The organism is Mycobacterium sp. NGS69, from assembly GCF_059812165.1.
In genome coordinates this window covers 414,084-433,129 of sequence record NZ_JCALCD010000006.1, presented here as the reverse complement: position 1 = coordinate 433,129, position 19,046 = coordinate 414,084, and the positions used below count along the sequence as shown (strand labels likewise).

The window sequence follows — 19,046 nt, the reverse complement described above, 5'->3', positions numbered from 1 at the left end:
CGGCCTTTCTCGGCAGAACCCATGAGCGTAATAATGCAAAGATAGTGCAAAAAGCAGAGCGCCCGTCCCGGTGGAGGACCTCCAGATGACAACCCGTCCCGACGTCTCCCCCGATGCAATCGTCGACTTCGACCACCACTCCGACGAATACAACCTCAACGAACTGGCCACCAACGCCGACCTGAGAAACAAGTGCCCTGTCGCCTGGAACACCAACTACGACGGTTTCTGGTTCCTCAGCAGTTACGCCGCGGTAAGCCAAGCGGCAAGAGACGGCGACACCTTCGCCCACAAATACGAGCCCAACGCCGACGACGGCGTCGACTACCAGGGCGAGATGGGCGTCCCTCGGCCCGAAGGTCACCCGGCCCTAGGCATCGGCGAGATCGACGGTCCCTATCACCTGGCCCTACGGCACGCGCTGGCCCCGTTCTTGTCCCCCGGAGCCGTCCAGAAACTAAAGCCGTTCATGGAACAAAAGGCACACGAGTTCCTCGACCAGAAAATCGAAGACGGACAGATGGACCTCGTGCTCGACTACGCCAGCCCGGTCCCGGCCGTCCTCACCATGAAGCTGATGGGCCTGCCCCACGACAACTGGCACCTCTACGCCAACGTCTTCCACTCCATGATGGCCATCCCGCAGGACAGCCCCGAGTACATCGACGCCATCTCGCAAGTCCCGGCCATGATGCAAGAAGTCATCGAGTTCGCGGCCAGCAGGCGCGGCAACCCGACAGACGACCTGACCAGCTTCCTCATCCAGTTCGAATTCGACGGCCAGCGCCTCACCGACGAGCAGCTGCTCAACATCCTGTGGAACCTCATCGCCGGCGGCGTCGACACCACCACCTCGCAGACCGCGCTGACCCTGCTGCACCTGGGCACTCACCCGGAGCTGCGTCAACAACTCATCGACCGCCCGGAGCTGTACCGCACCGCGACCGACGAATTCCTGCGCTACTTCTCGGTCAACCAAACCCTGAGCCGCACCGTCACGAAGGACGTCGAGCTCAACGGCCAACACCTGCGCAAAAACGACCGCGTCGTCATCAGCTGGCTCTCCGCCAACCACGACGAGCAGGAATTCGACCGACCCGACGAAATCATCCTGGACCGAACACCCAACCGCCACCTCGCCTTTGGGCTCGGGCCGCACCGCTGCATCGGATCGCACCTGGCGCGCCTGATGTCCGAGGTGATGGTCAAGGCGGTGCTCGACCGCATCCCCGACTACCAAGTCGACGTCCAAAACGTCCACCAATACCTGGGCAACCCGAGCATGACCGGGCTGGGCAAGCTGCCGGTCACCTTCACCCCGGGCGGGAGCACGGGCGCGTCACGCGCCTGGTAAATGACTTGCACGTGGTCGTCATGATGACCACGAGGCCAAGTGCAAGACATCTCCCTGCTTCTTCAGGCCTACCGCCCCGCCGGAGAACACGCATGGCGCCTTTCGCTCTACCAAGCACTGTGGATGCTTGTCGATGCCTGCATCGCCCATGAACACGGGCACAACGTCGATGCCACGTTGCAGCGAGCGATGAACTACCTCAGCGCGACACCGTAACCGGTCAATCGCCTTGTCCGCCTTTGTGTTTCTTGCCCGGCGGCGGCGGTGGCGGCGCCCATGGGGGCATCGGGGTGATGCTGGACCTTACGGCGGATGTGGCGGTCGTCGGTGGCGGCAACGGTGTGCTGGTAGTGGCCGGCTGTGGCGGGGGCCCCGATGAGAACGGCGGGTTGATGATGACCAGGAGGAGCGCCAGCATGAACGCGGCAATAATCGCTGCCACCCACAGCCTGCGCCGTCGATGGTCGGGCATGAGGCCCGCGGGCGTATAGCCCGTCAGGACGGGGAGCGGTGCTTCCATCACACGGGTCCCCGTGCCGAGGCGCACCGGAACCGGCGGCGGGGCCGCGCCGGCCAACGCTGCCCGCATCGCATTGGCCTCACCGAACCGCCACGCCGGGTCGCGCGTCATCGCCCGTTCGATCGCCGCGGCTACGGGCGGCGGCACATCCGGGCGCAGCGCGGCAAGCGGCGGCGGCGACTCGTGCAGGATCGCATGCGCCAACGCACCCAGGTCCTCCTGCGGGAACGGCCGCCGCCCGGTCAGCGCCTCATAACCCACCACGCCGACGGCATACAAGTCGTCGGCCACCGTCGCCGGCCGGGACGTGAGTCGATCAGGGCTGAGATAGGCCATGCTGCCGATGATTTCGCCGGTCATGGTGTAGGCGGCGCCGGATGTCTTGGCGATGCCGAAATCCGCGAGCTTGGGTTCGCCCGTGGCGGTGAACAAGATATTCCCCGGCTTGACGTCGCGGTGCATGATGCCGACGTTGTGCGCCTCGGCGAGAGCGTGCAGGACGCCGTCGAGGACGGTGTGTACGAATGCCGGCGGTAGCGGCCCGCGCGCGATGTGGTCGGCCAGCGTCACACCCGGCAGGCGCTCCATGACGATGAACGGCAACCCGTCGTGCTCGCCGACGTCGTGAACCACGACCACGTGCCGGCCGGTCAGCTGGGCGGCCGCGCGCGCCTCCGCCTCAAACCGCGGTCGGGTGTCCGGCCGGGCGGTGACCCCGGGATAGAGCAGCTTGATCGCGACGGGGCGACTCAGCTTGAGGTCCCACCCGTCGCGCACCTCGGCCATCGCACCGCGGCCCAGAACACCGCGCAGCTCGTAACGACCGCCGCCAACGACTACACCCGGCACCATCCGCACTCCGTCAGTGCCGGCGCCGCGGTGAGGCTGAGTCCCTTCGAGCTCCGTGTCGATCCCGCCTGTCCGAAAGGTGCCCCCCTGCGGGATCGGGATAACCGCTGCCGACGCCCGCTAAACAGCCGAGGCATATTGCGGCACCGGCTCCGAGGAGTCGACGTGACCATAGCTGATGATCCTTAGCCGGTCGGGGCGCACTTCGCAACGGGTGCCGTCGGCCGGGTTGGCGCCATCGGGGCGCGGATTGGCACACACCAACGACGGTGTGGCCGTCATTGCTGGCCGGCGAGCCACACGGGATTCGTCAGCGCGACCATCGCGCCGAGCGGGCGCCGCTGCGCCTCACGTATCTCCAACCGCGCGAAGCGCGCCGACGCGGCGTCGAGTTCCCACCGCAGCATGGTCCGCGCCGGCCCGGTCACCGCCTCCCGGCCCACGCACCCCTCCGCGGTGATCAGGGCGGCGCTCGTGCCGGCGGCGCCGGTGACCATGGCGGTGACGCTGACAGGCGTCTCGGGCGGCACGGGCAGCGTCTCGCCCGGACCGGCGCCCCGGCCCGGGCAGGATGCGGTGAGTTCCACTGTGACAGCGCGTGATCGGGCGATGTACGACCGTCCGCGGCGCAACCCATCCAAAAGCGCGGGCGTCGACAGCTCCCGCGCGTGCACGACGGTCTGCGGCGAACCGACCGCCTGCTGATGGGCATGCGAGTCACTGCCACCGACCGCCACGACGCGCCGGCCCTCGCACAGCAGCCGCTGCCAAATGCGCAGCGACACTTCGTCGTCGAGGTTCCACCGGCCGTTCCACACCTCGAGCCCGTCGACGTGGTCAAAGCCGAACTCCCACAACGATCCCGGCACCGGCGCGGCGGGATGCGCGGCGATCACTAGGCCACCGCCCGAACGGACCTCGGAAGCGAAACGGTGGAACACCCCGTCGCGCGGCGCGTATCGCCAGTCGACCCAGCCGCCCGGCGGCAGGCCGACGGCGAGCCAGTGCCCGTGCCGAGTGGTGACCTCTTCGCCGGGAATCACCAACACCCCGCCGGTGCGGCATGCCGGCCACACCCGGTTGGCGGAGTTGGTGTTGTGGTCGGTGGAGACGATGAAGTCCAGCCCGCTCTCGCGCGCGGCCGCCACCAGCTCATCCGGATGGCGTTGGCCGTCGGAGTGGACGGTGTGCAGGTGCAGGTCCCCGCGGTACCAGCCCGCCCGCCCGACGGACGGCGCCGGATACGCGATCAACGGGCCGCTTTCCGGGCCGGACTGCCCGCGTTCCAGCGTGACGCGCGCCTCCCAGGCCATGCCCCACGGGCTCAGGACCACCGGACCGAGGGCGACCGCCCACAGGCCCGGCTCGATACGGCCCGCCAGGTAGCCCGGCGTCGCGTGGCTGGCGGAGATCACGAAGCCGTCGCGGGCCCCTCCGGACCATCCACGGAATCCGGCCGCATTGCCCAGCTCGTGGCCCGCCGGCCCAAACATGCCCAGATCCAATACGTTTCGGATCGGCCCGCCCACCGCGAAGCGGTCGTGCGACGTGCTGACCCGAATCCGCCGGACCCCCAACGGCACCTCGAACGGCAGGTAGGCCCACTGGTCGATCCCGAACCCGAACCGGCCCGAAAACGACAGCTGGATCGCCTGGCCCTCGCGCTGCCCGGTCGCGATGCTCACGGCCGTCCTCCCCTTTCGGTACCCGCCCAGCATCCCGCACCGAGGAGTAACCACCCGTTACTTCGACGCGAACGCGTGCCGTCGGGCCACTGTCATCTAAAAGCTGACTTACTCAGGCGGCCCCAGCCCCTTGCTGCACGTCACTAGCAATGTACGTACATTCGCCGTACAATCAGGTGGCGAGCAATGATCTACCTAGGGAAGAGGGAGGCGGCGCTGTGGCAGTCAAGACGAAGCGCATCGAGCTTCGCGCGGAGCAAGCGACCTTGGACCGCATCCAGCGTGCCGCCAACCTTGTCCATGAGCAGACGTCGGAATTCGTGCGGAAAGCCGCGATGCAACGGGCCGAAGACGTCCTGCGTCAGGAGTTGGTGACGGGGATGGAGCCCGAACAGTTCGACAAACTGATGTCCTCGCTCGAAGCCGCTGACGACGCCCCGCGGCTGGCGGCAGCCGCACGCAAACCGGCGGTCTTCACAAGGCGTTGACCAGTGTTCGAGTCCGCGCGACTCACTGATGCCCACGCGTTGGAAGGATTCGACTGCGGTAAGGAATCGCTGAATAACTGGCTCATCGCGCATGCCCGTCGCGCGAACAGCAGCGGAGTTGCACACGTCTACGTGTGGACCCCGGTCGGCGAGCAGCAAGTCCGCGCCTACTTCGCCATCTGTCCTACCGAGGTTGTACGCAACGACGACGGGCTCTCGCGATCCATGGCCGGCGGCTTTTCCCGCATACCCGGATATTTGATTGCTCGCCTGGCGATCGACTCATCGCTTCGAGGTCAGGGATATGGCGAGCAGCTGCTTCTCGACGCACTAGGCAAAGTCGTCGCCGCATCGGAAATCGGCGGCGGCCGGCTCATCGTCGTTGACGCGATAGACGACGAGGCGCAATCCTTCTACGAGCACTACCACTTTGTTCCGGTCAGGAGTCGCGAGCGTCGTTTGGTCATGAAAGTGTCCACGGCGGCGAAAGCACTCGGGCACCTTGACCCTCAGTGAAGTTGGGGTCAGGGTCGGGATATGAGCATCGATGACGAGCCGGTCACGACGCTGGACGACCTCAAGGGCGATCTGGCGGGCCGGCATAAGTGGACACCGAGCGGCGGCGCGTCCGTCGACCCCGCGATCGTCGACGCCGACATGGCCGCTCTCGACCGCGACGGCTATGTCATCTGGGAGAACCTGCTCGGCGCCGACGAATGCCAGCGCATCCGCGACACCGTCATGCCCTGGCTCGGCCACACCGGACGCAACGCCTTCGAAGGACGCCGCACCCAGCGCATCTACAGCGTGCTGAGCCGAACCCGCGTGTGCGACCGGCTGGTCGACCACCCGCGGGTGCTGGCGCTGCTCGATCGACTCCTGATGCCCAACTACCTGCTTTCGGCGTTGCAGGCCATCAACATTCAACCCGGCGAGTCGCCGCAGCTGCCCCACCACGACGACGGGTTCTACCCGATTCCGCGGCCGCGGGCTCCCCTGGCCGCCGCGACGATCTGGGCGATCGACGACTTCACCGCCGACAACGGCGCCACCGTGGTGCTGCCCGGCAGCCATCGCTGGGGCAGGCGTCCGCCCGGCCCGGACGATCCCGCGCTGCCCGTCGTCATGCCCGCCGGCTCGTGCGTCTTTTTCGTCGGAACCCTGTGGCACGGCGGCGGCGCCAACACGACCGACCGCTCACGGCTCGCTATCACGGCCCAATACTGCCAACCGTGGCTGCGACCGATGGAGGCGTTCACGTTGTCGATCCCGCGCGACATGGCGCGAACGCTCTCGCCAGACCTGCAACGCATGATCGGCTATAGCATCCACCCGCCGTTCGTCGGCGCCGTCGACGGCCTGCACCCCATCCGGTTGCTAGACCAGCCGTGAGACGTCAGCACGCCAGTGTCGGAGTACGGCGGATCCACTCTTCGATGCGGTAGTCGCCGCGCGCACGGCCGTCGGGCCAGTGTCGCGTTCATGAGCTGTCGCGAGTGTGATGTTGTGCACAGCGACACCGGGAACGCCCAGCGGCGACCGCACAGGCGACGCGAACGCGTGTGATCTGGCCCGCGTTCAAGTTTCCGGACCCGTCACGCTCGGTTAGTCTCTGCGAAACCTCCCGGCCCTGACCAGCCGAGTGCCCGGCGCCAGCGCCGCAATCACAATTCCAATCCGTGGGAGACCCATGTCCGAAAATCCAGCCGATTTCGCATATGACTTGACGCTCGACGAAGCGCGTCGGCGCGCCGCCGTCCTCGAGGCGATCGGAGACGACTGGGATCCCGTCCACGTGCTCGCGGAGGAAGGGCGCGCCTGGGACCGGCTCTACAGCGGGCTCGACGACGACCAGCAGCGGATCTACGACGAGCTGGTCGCTGCGGGAGTGCTCCCGGATCGGGCGGCGAACCGTGTTACCGATTGATCCCCACGCCGATCGCGGCCGACGCGCCTGGCTGCCCTGCCCGCAATGCGACCACGGCCGGCACTGCGACGACTGCCGCGGCCCGCGCAACTGCACGAACCACTGGCAGTACCTGCTGAGCAACCGGGCCTGGGTGGTGCACCTGCAGTGCCCGACCTGCGGTCATCTCTGGAGCGCAGACACCCGGTAACCGCCTATTAGAGTGATCGCGATGAGCGATATCACGGCGCGGTTTTCCGAAATCGTGGGCGAGCACAACCTGCTCGCGGGCGACGCGATTCCCGAGGACTACTGGCACGACGAGGTATTGACGACGGCGCCGCAAAAGCCGGCGTACGTCGCCAAACCGGCCACCGCGGAAGAGGTTTCGCAGCTACTCAAAGCCGCCAGCGAAAACAAGATCCCGGTGACGGCCCGCGGATCCGGCAGCGGCCTGTCCGGCGCGGCGATCCCGCGCGAGGACGGCCTGCTGATCTCATTCGAGCGGATGAACGCGATCCTCGAGGTCGACACCACCAACCAGGTCGCCGTCGTCCAACCCGGCGTGACACTCACCGAACTGGACGCCGCAACCGTCGACTCCGGGCTGAGCTACATGGTGCAGCCGGGCGAGCTGTCCTCCAGCGTCGGCGGCAACGTCGGCACCAACGCCGGCGGCATGCGCGCGGTCAAGTACGGGATCGCCCGCCACAACGTGCTCGGGCTGCAGGCGGTGCTGCCGACCGGCGAGATCATCCGCACCGGCGGCAAGATCGCCAAGGTCTCCACCGGCTACGACCTCACCCAGCTCATCGTCGGCTCCGAGGGCACCCTGGCCCTGGCCACCGAGGTGATCGTCAAGCTGCACCCGCGCCTCGACCACGCCGCCACGGTCCTCGCCCCGTTCGCCGACTTCGACCAGGTCATGGAGGCAGTGCCCCAGGTCCTCGCCAGCGGCCTGGCGCCCTACATCCTCGAATACATCGACAACATGACGATGGCCGCGCTCGTCCACACCCAGAACCTGGAGCTCGGTGTCCCGGACAACGTGCGCGACAGCTGCCAGGCGTATCTCGTTGTCGCACTTGAGAACCGCACCGCGGAACGGCTCGACGAAGACGTCGAGCGGGCCGGCGAGCTGGTCGTCGAGCTGGGCGCCGTCGACGCCTATGTGCTGGAAGGGATTTCGGCACGCAAGCTCATCGAGGCGCGCGAGAAGGCGTTCTGGACCGCCAAGGCGATCGGCGCCGACGACATCATCGACACCGTGGTGCCGCGCTCGGCGATGCCGAAATTCCTCGCGGCCGCGCGCGAGCTGGCGGCGACGGCCGGCGGCGCGGCGGCCGGCTGCGGGCACGCCGGCGACGGCAACGTGCACCTGGCCATCATCTGCAAGGACCCGGCGAAGAAGAAGCGGCTGATGACCGACATCCTCGCGCTGGCAATGGAATTGGGCGGCGCGATCTCCGGCGAGCACGGCCTCGGCCGCGCCAAGACCCCCTACTTCCTGCAGCTCGAAGACCCGGTCAAGGTCGACCTCATGCGCCGCATCAAGCACAGCTTCGACCCGGCCGGCATCCTCAACCCGGACGTGCTCTTTGGCGAACCCTAAGTGGCCCTTGCGTATTGCAGCACCGGCTCCGACGAATCGACATGCCCGTTGCTGATGATCCGAAGCCGTTCCGGGCGCACCTCGTAGCGGACCCCGTTTTCCGGATTGGTGACGTCGAACCCGTCGGAAGACCGCACCGCGTCGGTCAGTTCGATGTGGGCGCCGTCGCGGATGCGCTCGCCCCGGTAGTAGAAATTGCCGGGCGCGGTTTGGCACACCACCGCGAGCGACTGGGCGGTCCGCACCACCAGGGCCGGCGGACTGCCGGGGTCGCAGCGCGCCGTCTCACCGACGAAGCCCAGGCCGTCGGCGCCCTGCACGGGCTGTGAGAGCGACGGCGTCTTCGTCGTCGACGGAGTCGGGGGCGCCGCCGGTTGAGGCGATGCACTGTTGCGCGTGCCGCCGAAGAGAACGAGCGTCACCGCGATGACCGCCGCGACCACCAGCAGGGCCGCCGCCGCCCCGGCGACGAGGACGGGCGCCCGGCTGCCCGGCCGCGGCGGCTCCGGCGCCGGCGGCGGATACGGGCTGTAACCGGTGTTGTCCGGGTTGGGGTAGACCGTCGAGAACGCCCGGGTGCGCGACGGCGACGGCTCCTGGGTCGCCGGCGCCATCCCGAAAGCCGCCCTGGCCAGTTCGCCCGCGGAGGGGAACCGGGCCGCGGAATCCTTGGCCATCCCGCGGGCGATGACGTCGTCGAGCGCCTTGTCGATCCCCCGGCGCATGATGCTCGGCCGGGGCGGCGGCATCTGCAGGTGCGCGGCGATCAGCTGCGGGATCTCCGCGCCTTCGAACGGCGCTTGACCAGTGAGGCACTCGTAGAGCACGCACGCCAGCGAGTAGATGTCGGCTTGCGGCCCCACCGGGCCGCCGTCGAATCGTTCGGGCGCCATGTAGGCACACGACCCGATCAACGGACCGCCCGCCGTCAGGCTGGGATCGCCGTGCGCCTGAGCCAGGCCGAAGTCGACCAGGTACGCGAAGTTGTCGCGGGTGAGCAGCACGTTCTCCGGCTTCACGTCGCGATGCACCAGGCCCTCGGCGTGGGCCGCGTCCAGCGCCGACGCCACCTGCGCCATGATCGCCGCCGCCTGCCCGGGGTCGAGCGCACCCCGCTCGCGAAGCAGATCTTTCAGGCTGCCCCCGTCGACCAGGCGCATGTCGATGAAGAGCACCCCGTCGATTTCGCCGAAGTCGTGCACCGGGATGACGTGCGGTTCCTGCAACCGCGCCGCCAGCTGGGACTCTCGCCGAAAGCGCTGCTGGAAACCCGGGTCCGCCGCCATCTCGGGGCGCAGGAGCTTGAGCGCCACCATCCGGCCCTTGCTCGTGTCGTAGGCGCGGTACACCTCGCCCATTCCGCCCGCGCCGACCAGTGATCGCAGCTCGTAGGGCCCGAACCGGGTGCCGACCCGCGTGCGGCGATAAGGCGTGAACAACTGACATCCTTTCGCTGCGTACGACGGCTGGTGTGCTCCAGGATTCCCGAATCACGGGCGCAGATAACCCCGTCAGCGGACGATCTCGATATGCCGACGCCACACCGAGCCCACCTCGAGGTCGACGAACTCCGGGGCGACCAGCGTCTCGCCGGCACCGCCGAGCGTTACAGCCCACGTTCCGCCCGAATGTGCTCAACAGCGCCCTTGAAGGAAACCCGGCCGCCACGGTAACCGGCGACACGATCCAAAACTTCATCGAGCGTGGGCTGGCCCGCCTCGGCGATCAGACGGCTTCGAAGGTATTCCTGCAGGGACTGGTGCGCGCGGGCGGCCCGCTCACGCAGAACTCGGTGGGTGTCCTCCGGAACGTGTTTGATCTGCACGCTAGGCATGGCGCCATTATGGTGCGCCAACCAGCGAAAGAGCGGATCTGATTCCAAATCCCATGCGTCACAAGAAGTCAGGGATATGCCAATGTGTCCACCTCATTGCGACAACTGTCGGCGCCGCCGGAGATTGTCGCTATGAGGTGGACAAAAATGGTGCCGCCCATTTCCAGAGACGCATGTGGCTGATGTGACTCAGCGCGCCACTCACATCCCGAAGTGCGTGCGACGCACCGCCGCAACGGCCTCGGACGGCCCGCTCACCTCGACCTGTGCGGCCGCCTGGCGTCCAAAGAGATACAACAGCAACTCCCCCGGCGCCCCGCTGAGCAAAGCCGAAGGCGAGCCGGGCCGAACCGTCACCCGCTCACCGCCACCGGCCCACTCCACCTCGAGCCCGCACCCCCGCAGCCGCCGGCTCAAAAAGCGCCCGCCGCGGCGCACGTTTCGCCACAGCCCGGCGTCCAGGGCGGGCGTCAACGCACGAACCCCCAGACCATTGGCCCGCCGCACGTCCTCCTGGTGGACGAAGCATTCGTTGAGGTTCGCCATCTCGCGCACCCACCGAATCCGGAAGAACCCGATGGGCGGCCCGGATCGGATCCGCGCGATCAGCCCCGCAAAGTCCGAGCGCGCCGCCAACGCGGCGCGACGCCGCTCCGCGAACCGCTCGAACGGACCCGGCAGCACCATGCACGGGCCGGCGACGACATCGCGCTCCCGCAACACCAGGTGAGCCGCTAGATCGTGACAAGTCCACCCGTCGAGCAGGGTGGGAACGGACGGGCCGAGCTCGTCGAAAAGATCGCACAGCTCACGACGCTCTTGCGCATCCAGCGGGACGTCACCCACGAAGCCATAGCTTACGAGCGGTTATGGTGACGAAATGCAGAAGGCTCGACTCGCCCACAACCTCCGGCAAGCAGCGTCCCTCGTGGTCACGGCCATCACCGCCACGTCCACCCTCAACGCCTACCGCCCGCTGGCGCGCAAGGGCTACCTGTCGCTGTTCTCGTGGTTGTTCGGCCTGGTCGTCACCGAGTTGCCGCTGCAGACAATGGCCAGCCAGCTCGGCGGACTGGCGTTGACACAGCGCCGGCTCAACCGGCCTGTGCGGGTCCTCGCCTGGATCACCGCGGCCGTGTCGGCGGCGGGCCTGCTGAACTTCAGCCGCGCCGGCCACCAGGCCAACGTCCCGCTGTCCAAGGCACTCGACGCCGGCCTCGGACCGTCAAGGCGCACCGACTCGGCCGACCTGTGGCGCCGGCCCAAAGGCCCCGGGATCGCCAAGGCGCCCGGACTGCTGCGGATGATGCGGATCTACCGCGACTACGCCCACGACTCCAACATCAGCTACGGCGAATTCGGCAGCGCCAACCACCTGGACATCTGGCGACGCCCCGACCTCGACCCGAACGGCAAGGCACCGGTGCTCTTTCAGATCCCCGGCGGCGCCTGGACGACGGGAAACAAACGCGGACAAGCACATCCGCTCATGAGCCACCTCGCCGAGCTCGGCTGGATCTGCGTGGCGATCAACTACCGGCACAGCCCGCGCAACACCTGGCCCGCCCACATCGTCGACGTCAAACGCGCCCTCGCCTGGGTCAAACAGCACATCGCCGAGTACGGCGGCGACCCCGACTTCGTCGCCATCACAGGCGGTTCGGCCGGCGGCCACCTGTCGTCGCTCGCCGCGCTGACGCCCAACTACCCGCAATTCCAACCGGGATTCGAGGACGCCGACACCCGCGTGCAGGCGGCCGTGCCCTTCTACGGGATCTACGACTTCACCCGCCTCGACGACTCCATGCACGCGATGATGCCCGGGCTGCTCGTCAAATCGATCATCAAGCAAAAGCCGTCGACACACCTCGAGACGTTCAAAGCCGCGTCGCCGATCCATCACGTAAACCCCGACGCTCCCCCGTTTTTCGTGCTGCACGGCACGAACGACTCGCTGGCCTTCGTCGAGCAGGCCCGCGACTTCACCAGCAAGCTCCGCGAAGTCAGCAACCAGCCCGTCGTCTACGCCGAATTGCCTTACACCCAGCACGCTTTCGACATCTTCGGCTCGGCCCGCGCGGTGCACGCCGCCGTCGCCGTCGAACAGTTCCTGGCCGAGGTCTACGCGAGCACCCGGGCCACAACTCCCGCCACCATGGCCGCCGGATCTTCCTGAATCCCCACCGCGCTCAGCTCGCCGCCGATGGCGAGCGACGCGACGCCGTGCACCAGTGACCACAGCGGCGCGGCAACCGAACGCGCATCGGCACCGTCGACAACCCCCGTGAGCGCGTCCACCAGGTCGCCGAACGCCTGCTCCCCGGCGGCCGCCAAACCGGGGTGGTCCGCCTTGCCGATGTCGGCGCCGAACATCACCCGGTAGTGGTCCGGATGGGCGACGGCCCAGCGCACGTAGGTCCGGCCGAGTTCGACCACCCGGGCCTTCGGGTCCATGTCGGGCACCGCGACCAGTTCGGCGTGCAACTCGCGGAAGCCCTGCTCGGCGACGGTGGCCAGCAGCGCGGCCTTGTCGGTGAAGTGCCGGTACGGGGCCGCGGCGCTGACGCCGGCGCGCCGCGCCGCCTCGGTCAGCGTGAAGCCCTTCGGCCCCTTCTCGGCCACCAGTGACAGCGCGGCGCTGGTCAGCGCCCTTTTGAGGTCGCCGTGGTGGTAGCTGTCGCGCCGTGCGGAAGTGCTCGAACGTGCCATGTTGACGACATTAACATTCCGTACTATGTTAATGCTATTCACATCCCTACGAAGGACCGGACCCATGACAACCACCACCATCGCTCGCGCCGGCGACATCGACCGGCAAAGGACCGCCACGAACCTGGGCCAGGCGCTCGCGCATGGCTACCTGGAGCTCGACGAGTACGACCGGCGGCTGCAGGCCGCGTTCCAGACGCAGACGGCCGCAGAGCTCAGGCAGCTCGTCGCCGACCTGCCGCTGCATCGCATCCGGCGCGCCGACCCGCGCCGCCGCGCCGCCGCCGCGCGAAAGGCCCGCGCGAGCGTGCGCATCCACCTGGCCGCGTTCGTCGCGATGACTACGATCGTTCTCACCATCTGGGCGGCGACGGGCATGACATACTTCTGGCCGATCTGGCCGATCCTCGGGACGGCGATCGGCTTCGTCAGCCACGCCCTGGCCGTCCGCCCGATCACGAAAAAAGGTGTCTAGCAATGTCTATCGCCGTCATCACCGGCGCCAGCTCCGGGCTGGGCGCCATCTTCGCCGACCAACTCGCCCGACGCGGCCACAGCCTCGTGCTCGCCGGCCGCGACGAAAACCGCCTCGCGGCGGTGGCGCAACGCATCAACGGCAACGCCGAGCTCGTCGTCGGCGACCTCGGGACCGACGAAGGCACCGACGACCTCATCGCCCGCCTGGCCGGCAAAGACGTCGACATCCTGGTCAACAACGCCGGATTCGGCACCTACGGACCGTTCGCGGAGGTCGACGCGCACCGCGAGCACGAGCTGGTCGCCGTCAACGTCGACGCGCTGGTGCGGCTGACCCACGCCGTGCTGCCGGGCATGCTGGCCCGCGGGCGCGGCGGCATCCTGAATGTGGCCTCCACCATCGCCTTTCAGCCGGGTCCCTATCAGGCCACCTACGGCGCATCGAAGGCGTTCGTGCTGTCGCTCAGCCAGGCCCTGTGGGCCGAGACGCGAAAAACCGGTGTCACCGTGACCGCGCTCTGCCCCGGCGCCACCCGCACCGGGTTTGTCGACGCGCTCGGCGAGGACGTCTCGCACACCGCGGTCTATCGGCGCCTCGCGGCGCCCGAACCCGTTGTTGCCGCCGGGCTGAAAGCCCTGGACAAGGGGCGCCCCGTCGTGGTGCCCGGGTGGCGCAATCGGTTCACGTCCACCTTCGCGCGCCTGGGACCGAGTTCGATCTCGGCGCGCGTCGCCGGCCGGATGCTGCAGCCCACGAAGGCCTAGCCGAATATCGGGAAGCGGCGCTTGGCCGCCAGCGCGTCGAGGCCCTTCTGCATCAACCCGCGCACCAGCGCGTCGAGGTGCTCGACGTCGGCGGCCCCGCCGAATTCGGTGGCGACGTCGATCGGCTTCAACACCTCGGTGACGATCTTGGTGGGCAGGGGCACGTTGACCGGGGCGAGGACGCTCAGCCCGAACGGCCACCCGAAAGTTATTGGCAGGATGTCGGTTCGGAAGTGCTTGCGCTCGAAGTTGGTGAGCCGAAGCAGACGCGACAGCCAGGTGCCGCGGCTCAGGTACAGCTGGCCTTCCTGCCCGCCGATCGATACCGCCGGGACGATCGGCACACCGGCCTCCATGGCCGTGGTGATGTAGCCGGTCCGGCCGCCGAAGTTGATGACGTTCTCGCGCATGCTCGGGCGGTAGACGTCGAAATCCCCGCCGGGGAACACCAATACGACGGCGCCGGAAGCCAATGCCTTGGCAGCGTTTTCGCGCGTCGCGCGAATCACCCCGGTGCGGTTGAGGAATTCGGCGGCCACCCCGCCGAACAGCGTGTCAAACCCCAGCGCATACAACGGGCGCTCGTAGCCGTATTTGTCGTAGTAGTCGACGGCGAATACCGACAGGTCAAACGAGGTCAGGCCGCCGGAATGGTTCGATACCACCAGCGACGCGCCGGCCGGGATATTGTCCAGGCCGCGCACCTCGGAACGGAAATAGTGCTTGACGATCGGCCGGGTCAGCGCGACGACGTGCTCGGTCAGGCCGCGATCCCATTTGTCGATCTCGGTCGAATCGGCATGGCTGACGCTCATACCCCGATCTTCAGCCGACCGCAAGTCGGCGAATAGGGCATTTGGTCAACTAAGGCTTGGGCCGCACCCCCGCGGCGCGATACACGAATACCGGGTCGACCCGAAAACGCAGCGTCGTCGTTGGCAGCTTTTCCAGCACATCGGCGGGAATCTTTTTCCGATAATTCAGCTTCATCGAACCGGAAAAGGCGGGATCGACTCCGTGTAAGTCGATCTCGATCCGCAGGCCTTTCTCGGTGATGGTCGCCCGCGCCGGCCCCTTGTCGCTGTCCCATGAGCAATCGATAGAACGCAGGTTGGGGTCCGCGCGAACCGGGAACGTGGCGACCACCCGCGCGATGCTGAAGCCGAACCCGCCCGCGTGGCGGGCCACGCCGGTGGCCGAGTAGACGCCCGGCACGTGGCCGCTGAAGTGCCGGCTCACGCCGACCCTCCCGGCGCTGAAGATGACACCCTCGGCGTCGAGTTCTTCGCGCAGCGGCGCGGGCAGCTTCCCGATCTCGGACCAATTGCGAAGAAAGCCAAACACAGTCAAGACCGTAGCCGGGCGCGCACTTGTTTGCCAGCGACGTTTACTGAACCGTCACGTTGGCCGTGTAGGTGCACGCCGTTTTTGAGTCCTTGCCGACGATGCTCGAGTACGCGGTGGAGATCGTCGTCTTCCCGGGCTTCAGCGCCGTGAACGTCCACACCTCCGTGCCCGGCGCCCCCAGCGCGTCGGACGTCGGTTGCACGTACTCGTGACCGGTTTGCTTCACGATCGTCGGATCGCCGATCTTTGTGTTGATCGCCCACCGGTACGGGGTGGTGTAGTTCGAGCCCAACCGCACGGTCAGCGTGTTGCCGACTCCCAGCGTGACGTCCTGGGTGATGGTGTTCTGCCTCAGCACGTCGCGCATCGCGACCTCGAGGGTGTGGCTGGTCGGCGGGTTGCGGGACGCGAAATGGCAGCCCATCAACGTCGATGAAACGAGTATCGCGACGGTCACCAAGAGCCTGATCTTCACGACGGTCATCGCCCCCATTATGACCCGCAGCCTATGTCGGCAGGCCGGCCCGAGGCGAGCAAATGCTATTAGACGAACGTTAGCCCGCGGCCCGGCAAGTACGCGCGGATGGCGTCGCGATAGGGCAGTTCGCCGGCGGCGACTTGTTCACGCAGGTACTGCTCGAAGGTGATCGTCCCGTCGGCGTGCTCCGGGGCCAGCAGCCCTCCGCCTCGAATCCCGCCAAACACCTTGCCGGGCAACCGAACCGGAACGATAGGCCGGCGCTTGCCGACAATCCTCAGGTAGCTGCGGGCGAGGTCGTCGAGCGTGCGCGGCTGCGGGCCGCCGAGGTCAGGCGCCCGCCCGACCGGCTCACCGAGCGCCAGGTCAGCCAACCGAGTGCCCACGTCGCGCACGTCGACCGGCTGGAACCTCAGCCCCGACGGCAGCGCCATCACCGGCGGTTTCGCCAGCATCCGCAAAACGAATGCGATCAGGTCGTGAAACTGGGTGGCCCGCAGCACCGTCCACGGCACGCCCGACTCGGCGATGATGCGCTCGTTGGCCAGCATCGTGCGATAGAGCGCGAAGGGGATGCGGTCAATTCCGACGATGGAGACGTAAACCAGATGCGGTGCACCCGCCCGTCTGGCCGCCGCCACCAGCTGCTCGGCGGGATAGACGCAGTGCACGATCGCGTCGACGCCGTCCACCGCCGCGTCGAGCCCCACGCCGGATTGCACATCCCCGACGACGTGCTCGACGTCGGCGCGCTGGTGCCGTCGTCGCCCACGGCTGACCACGCGGACCTCTTTGCCCGCGGCGGTCAGACGATCGACGACCACGCGCCCCACGGTCCCGGTGCCGCCGGTTACCAAAATTCGATTCGCCATGCCCCTATGAACCGGGCAGACCCGCCGGATGTGACAACTGCTCGGCGAGGAATCGCAATTTGTCGGGGTTGGCCATCACCCGCAGGGCCGCAATCCGCTCCCCCGCGATCTCGAAGCACAGGACGCCGGCCAGGCTGTCGCCGTCGAACGCCAGCATCGCGGGCTCCCCGTTGACCTCCGCGACCTCGAGGCGCATCGCCGTCGGCCCCAAGTTCCGGCTGAACACGCGCGCCACGTAGTAGGCCATCCGATCGCGGCCCGCGATCACGCGCCGGGCCGCCCCGACCTTGCCGCCGCCGTCGGCCGTCGACGTCACGTCGTCGGTCAGGATCTCCACCAGCCCGTCCACGTCGCCAGCACGGGCGGCGGTGAAGAAGCGGTCGACGAGTCGCCGCCACTGCCCCCGGTCCGGTTGGAACCGCCGCCGCGATTCGCCCAGCCGCTCCTTCGCCCGCCGGTAGAGCTGGCGGGCGTTCGCCTCCGACGTCTGCAGGATCTCGGCGATCTCGAAATGGCTGTACGCGAACGCTTCTCGCAGGACGAACGCCGCGCGCTCGGTCGGGCCGAGCCGCTCCATCAGGCTCAGCAGCGCGATCGACACCGACTCGCGCTGTTCGGTGGTCTCGAGCGGGCCGAGCGTCCGGTCGTCGGTAAGAACCGGCTCGGGCAGCCACGGGCCGGGGTACACCTCCCGTCTCGCGCGGGCCGAAGAGAGCCGGTTGAGGCACAGGTTCGTGGTCACCGTGGTGAGCCAGGCCGGCAGCGACTCGATTGCCTCCGAATCGGCGCCGTGCAGGCGCAGGTACGCGTCCTGCACCGCGTCCTCCGCCTCGCTCGCCGAACCCAGCAGCCGGTACGCCAGCCAGAACAGGCGCGGCCGCTGAGACTCGAAGTCCTGCGCGACGTCGGTCACCCTGCCAGCCTGCCACGCGGCGGTGAGATCGCTGGCACGGCGTTTTGCGGCGCGCGTTTGCTGAACCTCGGGTAGCTTCTGTGCATGTTTGGCATCATCCGGCCCTGCCGTCACCGGCTCGGCGGCGAGCTCGCGGACGCCTGGCGAGCCCAGTTGTGTGGATTGTGTCTGGCGCTGCGCGACGACTACGGACAGGTCGCGCGGATCGCCACCAACTACGACGGGTTGGTGGTCTCCTTGCTGGTCGAAGCGCAGTCGGCCGCCGAGCCCACGCGCCGCAAGGCCGGGCGGTGCCCGCTGCGCGGGATGAAGCGCGCCGACGTCGCCACTGGCGACTGCGTGCGGCTGGCCGCGGTGGTCTCACTGGCGCTCGCCGCCGCGAAGGTCCGCGACCACGTCGACGACGGCGACGGCATGGTCGGCGCGGCCGGGGTTCGCCCGGCGGCGCGGCGCATCGCCGAGCGCTGGGTGCGCCAGGGCACCGACGCCGGCCACACCCTGGGCTTCGACACCGGCGTGCTCGTCGCGGCGATCGACCGCCAGGCCGCGCTCGAAACCTCCGCCTGCCCGGGCAGCCCGCTGCTGGCGGTGACCGAGCCCACCGAGACCGCCGTCGCCGAAGCGTTCGCGCACACCGCCGTGCTGGCCGGCCGCCCCGCCAACGCCGCCCCGCTGCGCGAGATCGGGCAGTTGTTCGGCCGGGTGGCGCACCTGCTCGACGCCGTCGAGGACTACCGCGACGACGTGGCGCGTGGCAAGTGGAACCCGTTGGCGGCCACCGCAACTCCCATCGAAGAGGCCCGCGCCCTGTGCGACGACGCGGCCCTGGGCATCGAGCTCGCGCTGGCCGACGTCGAGTTCACCGACGGACGCCTGGCCCAGCGGCTGTTGACCGGCGAGGTGCGCCGCGCGATCAAGCGCACCTTCAGCCACGCCGGCTACACCGCGCAGAGCGGAACGCCGCGCGGCCAGCAGGAACCCATCAACTTCGGCAACCAGCCCGGTTCCTTTGAGCCGACGGACGAGGGCGAGACCCCCAACCCCGGCAAACGCAAGAAGGGCGGCGACGGCAGCGGCTGCTGGTGCTGCTGCGAGGGCTGCGACTGCTGCTGCGACGACTGCTGCTGCGATTGCTAGGTGGGCCCGACGCCGCGACGCGGCAGTGACCACCCGCACCCTGAAGGTGGCCGTGGGACGGGTGTGACTCAAACCCCAACCGGCGCAAGTCGTACCCGTC

General features: G+C 68.1%; 22 protein-coding genes. 11 read left to right on the top strand and 11 right to left on the bottom strand.

What is annotated here, in order from left to right; translation table 11 throughout:
• Positions 1 to 85: 85 nt before the first annotated feature.
• Both AC5Y2S_RS20290 and AC5Y2S_RS20285 read left to right on the top strand, forming a co-directional pair.
• Complete coding sequence (locus AC5Y2S_RS20290) at positions 86 to 1,354, top strand: cytochrome P450 (protein ID WP_499957929.1); 1,269 nt, start codon at positions 86 to 88, stop codon at positions 1,352 to 1,354.
• 39 nt (positions 1,355 to 1,393) lie between these two features.
• Positions 1,394 to 1,570, top strand: coding sequence for a hypothetical protein (locus AC5Y2S_RS20285; protein WP_499957928.1), 177 nt, complete (start codon positions 1,394 to 1,396; stop codon positions 1,568 to 1,570).
• A gap of 4 nt (positions 1,571 to 1,574) precedes the next feature.
• Here AC5Y2S_RS20285 and AC5Y2S_RS20280 read toward each other — a convergent pair whose 3' ends face one another.
• Both AC5Y2S_RS20280 and AC5Y2S_RS20275 read right to left on the bottom strand, forming a co-directional pair.
• On the bottom strand, positions 1,575 to 2,726 hold the full coding sequence (locus AC5Y2S_RS20280; RefSeq protein ID WP_499957926.1) for a serine/threonine-protein kinase: 1,152 nt from the start codon (positions 2,724 to 2,726) through the stop codon (positions 1,575 to 1,577).
• A 275-nt stretch (positions 2,727 to 3,001) separates the two neighbouring features.
• The gene (locus tag AC5Y2S_RS20275) at positions 3,002 to 4,408 is read right to left on the bottom strand and encodes a CehA/McbA family metallohydrolase (protein ID WP_499957924.1); all 1,407 of its coding nucleotides are present in this window, start codon (positions 4,406 to 4,408) and stop codon (positions 3,002 to 3,004) included.
• A gap of 218 nt (positions 4,409 to 4,626) precedes the next feature.
• On the opposite strand from AC5Y2S_RS20275, the gene AC5Y2S_RS20270 reads away from it, so the two are divergent.
• The 5 genes from AC5Y2S_RS20270 (at position 4,627) to AC5Y2S_RS20250 (ending at position 8,414) form a co-directional block, all read left to right on the top strand.
• Positions 4,627 to 4,896: a type II toxin-antitoxin system TacA family antitoxin gene (locus tag AC5Y2S_RS20270; protein ID WP_499957923.1), complete on the top strand. Its 270-nt coding sequence runs from the start codon at positions 4,627 to 4,629 to the stop codon at positions 4,894 to 4,896.
• Positions 4,897 to 4,899: 3 nt separating this feature from the next.
• On the top strand, positions 4,900 to 5,412 hold the full coding sequence (locus tag AC5Y2S_RS20265) for a GNAT family N-acetyltransferase (protein WP_499957922.1): 513 nt from the start codon (positions 4,900 to 4,902) through the stop codon (positions 5,410 to 5,412).
• A gap of 21 nt (positions 5,413 to 5,433) precedes the next feature.
• Positions 5,434 to 6,288, top strand: a complete 855-nt coding sequence (locus tag AC5Y2S_RS20260) for a phytanoyl-CoA dioxygenase family protein (protein WP_499957921.1) — start codon at positions 5,434 to 5,436, stop codon at positions 6,286 to 6,288.
• 298 nt (positions 6,289 to 6,586) lie between these two features.
• The gene (locus tag AC5Y2S_RS20255) at positions 6,587 to 6,823 is read left to right on the top strand and encodes a DUF6400 family protein (protein WP_499957920.1); all 237 of its coding nucleotides are present in this window, start codon (positions 6,587 to 6,589) and stop codon (positions 6,821 to 6,823) included.
• A gap of 211 nt (positions 6,824 to 7,034) precedes the next feature.
• Positions 7,035 to 8,414, top strand: a complete 1,380-nt coding sequence (locus AC5Y2S_RS20250) for an FAD-binding oxidoreductase (protein ID WP_499957919.1) — start codon at positions 7,035 to 7,037, stop codon at positions 8,412 to 8,414.
• Here AC5Y2S_RS20250 and AC5Y2S_RS20245 read toward each other — a convergent pair.
• From AC5Y2S_RS20245 to AC5Y2S_RS20235, 3 genes are all read right to left on the bottom strand, one after another.
• A complete protein-coding gene (locus AC5Y2S_RS20245; protein WP_499957917.1) occupies positions 8,411 to 9,853 on the bottom strand; it encodes a serine/threonine-protein kinase in 1,443 nt (480 codons plus the stop codon). The genes AC5Y2S_RS20250 and AC5Y2S_RS20245 overlap by 4 nt on opposite strands.
• 167 nt (positions 9,854 to 10,020) lie before the next feature.
• A complete protein-coding gene (locus tag AC5Y2S_RS20240; RefSeq protein ID WP_499957915.1) occupies positions 10,021 to 10,248 on the bottom strand; it encodes a FitA-like ribbon-helix-helix domain-containing protein in 228 nt (75 codons plus the stop codon).
• A 201-nt stretch (positions 10,249 to 10,449) separates the two neighbouring features.
• Complete coding sequence (locus AC5Y2S_RS20235) at positions 10,450 to 11,094, bottom strand: TIGR03085 family metal-binding protein (RefSeq protein WP_499957914.1); 645 nt, start codon at positions 11,092 to 11,094, stop codon at positions 10,450 to 10,452.
• Between the two features lie 34 nt (positions 11,095 to 11,128).
• Between AC5Y2S_RS20235 and AC5Y2S_RS20230 the strand changes: the two genes are divergently transcribed.
• Positions 11,129 to 12,424 carry an alpha/beta hydrolase fold domain-containing protein gene (locus AC5Y2S_RS20230; RefSeq protein ID WP_499957912.1) on the top strand — a complete coding sequence of 432 codons (1,296 nt, stop codon included), beginning with the start codon at positions 11,129 to 11,131 and terminating at the stop codon, positions 12,422 to 12,424.
• Here AC5Y2S_RS20230 and AC5Y2S_RS20225 read toward each other — a convergent pair.
• On the bottom strand, positions 12,370 to 12,957 hold the full coding sequence (locus AC5Y2S_RS20225; RefSeq protein ID WP_499957911.1) for a TetR/AcrR family transcriptional regulator: 588 nt from the start codon (positions 12,955 to 12,957) through the stop codon (positions 12,370 to 12,372). The two genes, AC5Y2S_RS20230 and AC5Y2S_RS20225, sit on opposite strands and share 55 nt — an antisense overlap.
• A gap of 64 nt (positions 12,958 to 13,021) precedes the next feature.
• On the opposite strand from AC5Y2S_RS20225, the gene AC5Y2S_RS20220 reads away from it, so the two are divergent.
• Both AC5Y2S_RS20220 and AC5Y2S_RS20215 read left to right on the top strand, forming a co-directional pair.
• Positions 13,022 to 13,432, top strand: a complete 411-nt coding sequence (locus AC5Y2S_RS20220) for a DUF1707 domain-containing protein (RefSeq protein ID WP_499957910.1) — start codon at positions 13,022 to 13,024, stop codon at positions 13,430 to 13,432.
• A gap of 2 nt (positions 13,433 to 13,434) precedes the next feature.
• A complete protein-coding gene (locus AC5Y2S_RS20215) occupies positions 13,435 to 14,199 on the top strand; it encodes an SDR family NAD(P)-dependent oxidoreductase (protein WP_499957908.1) in 765 nt (254 codons plus the stop codon).
• Here AC5Y2S_RS20215 and AC5Y2S_RS20210 read toward each other — a convergent pair.
• From AC5Y2S_RS20210 to AC5Y2S_RS20190, 5 genes are all read right to left on the bottom strand, one after another.
• A complete protein-coding gene (locus tag AC5Y2S_RS20210) occupies positions 14,196 to 15,014 on the bottom strand; it encodes a lysophospholipid acyltransferase family protein (RefSeq protein WP_499957906.1) in 819 nt (272 codons plus the stop codon). The two genes, AC5Y2S_RS20215 and AC5Y2S_RS20210, sit on opposite strands and share 4 nt — an antisense overlap.
• Before the next feature lie 49 nt (positions 15,015 to 15,063).
• Positions 15,064 to 15,543 carry a hypothetical protein gene (locus AC5Y2S_RS20205; RefSeq protein ID WP_499957905.1) on the bottom strand — a complete coding sequence of 160 codons (480 nt, stop codon included), beginning with the start codon at positions 15,541 to 15,543 and terminating at the stop codon, positions 15,064 to 15,066.
• Between the two features lie 43 nt (positions 15,544 to 15,586).
• Complete coding sequence (locus AC5Y2S_RS20200; protein WP_499957995.1) at positions 15,587 to 16,021, bottom strand: protease inhibitor I42 family protein; 435 nt, start codon at positions 16,019 to 16,021, stop codon at positions 15,587 to 15,589.
• A gap of 68 nt (positions 16,022 to 16,089) precedes the next feature.
• A complete protein-coding gene (locus AC5Y2S_RS20195; RefSeq protein WP_499957904.1) occupies positions 16,090 to 16,896 on the bottom strand; it encodes an SDR family oxidoreductase in 807 nt (268 codons plus the stop codon).
• A 4-nt stretch (positions 16,897 to 16,900) separates the two neighbouring features.
• Positions 16,901 to 17,809 carry an RNA polymerase sigma-70 factor gene (locus AC5Y2S_RS20190; protein ID WP_499957902.1) on the bottom strand — a complete coding sequence of 303 codons (909 nt, stop codon included), beginning with the start codon at positions 17,807 to 17,809 and terminating at the stop codon, positions 16,901 to 16,903.
• 84 nt (positions 17,810 to 17,893) lie between these two features.
• Here AC5Y2S_RS20190 and AC5Y2S_RS20185 point away from each other — a divergent pair, with 84 nt between their 5' ends.
• Positions 17,894 to 18,946, top strand: coding sequence for a DUF5685 family protein (locus AC5Y2S_RS20185; protein ID WP_499957900.1), 1,053 nt, complete (start codon positions 17,894 to 17,896; stop codon positions 18,944 to 18,946).
• Positions 18,947 to 19,046 lie beyond the last annotated feature (100 nt).

Bases quoted from the DNA above. Each gene is read 5' to 3' on its own strand.
- AC5Y2S_RS20225 (WP_499957911.1), bottom strand. From the start codon at position 12,957: ATGGCACGTTCGAGCACTTCCGCACGGCGCGACAGCTACCACCACGGC.
- AC5Y2S_RS20220 (WP_499957910.1), top strand. From the start codon at position 13,022: ATGACAACCACCACCATCGCTCGCGCCGGCGACATCGACCGGCAAAGG.
- AC5Y2S_RS20255 (WP_499957920.1), top strand. From the start codon at position 6,587: ATGTCCGAAAATCCAGCCGATTTCGCATATGACTTGACGCTCGACGAA.
- AC5Y2S_RS20230 (WP_499957912.1), top strand. From the start codon at position 11,129: ATGCAGAAGGCTCGACTCGCCCACAACCTCCGGCAAGCAGCGTCCCTC.
- AC5Y2S_RS20210 (WP_499957906.1), bottom strand. From the start codon at position 15,014: ATGAGCGTCAGCCATGCCGATTCGACCGAGATCGACAAATGGGATCGC.
- AC5Y2S_RS20290 (WP_499957929.1), top strand. From the start codon at position 86: ATGACAACCCGTCCCGACGTCTCCCCCGATGCAATCGTCGACTTCGAC.
- AC5Y2S_RS20215 (WP_499957908.1), top strand. From the start codon at position 13,435: ATGTCTATCGCCGTCATCACCGGCGCCAGCTCCGGGCTGGGCGCCATC.
- AC5Y2S_RS20195 (WP_499957904.1), bottom strand. From the start codon at position 16,896: ATGGCGAATCGAATTTTGGTAACCGGCGGCACCGGGACCGTGGGGCGC.
- AC5Y2S_RS20185 (WP_499957900.1), top strand. From the start codon at position 17,894: ATGTTTGGCATCATCCGGCCCTGCCGTCACCGGCTCGGCGGCGAGCTC.
- AC5Y2S_RS20280 (WP_499957926.1), bottom strand. From the start codon at position 2,726: ATGGTGCCGGGTGTAGTCGTTGGCGGCGGTCGTTACGAGCTGCGCGGT.
- AC5Y2S_RS20260 (WP_499957921.1), top strand. From the start codon at position 5,434: ATGAGCATCGATGACGAGCCGGTCACGACGCTGGACGACCTCAAGGGC.
- AC5Y2S_RS20250 (WP_499957919.1), top strand. From the start codon at position 7,035: ATGAGCGATATCACGGCGCGGTTTTCCGAAATCGTGGGCGAGCACAAC.
- AC5Y2S_RS20240 (WP_499957915.1), bottom strand. From the start codon at position 10,248: ATGCCTAGCGTGCAGATCAAACACGTTCCGGAGGACACCCACCGAGTT.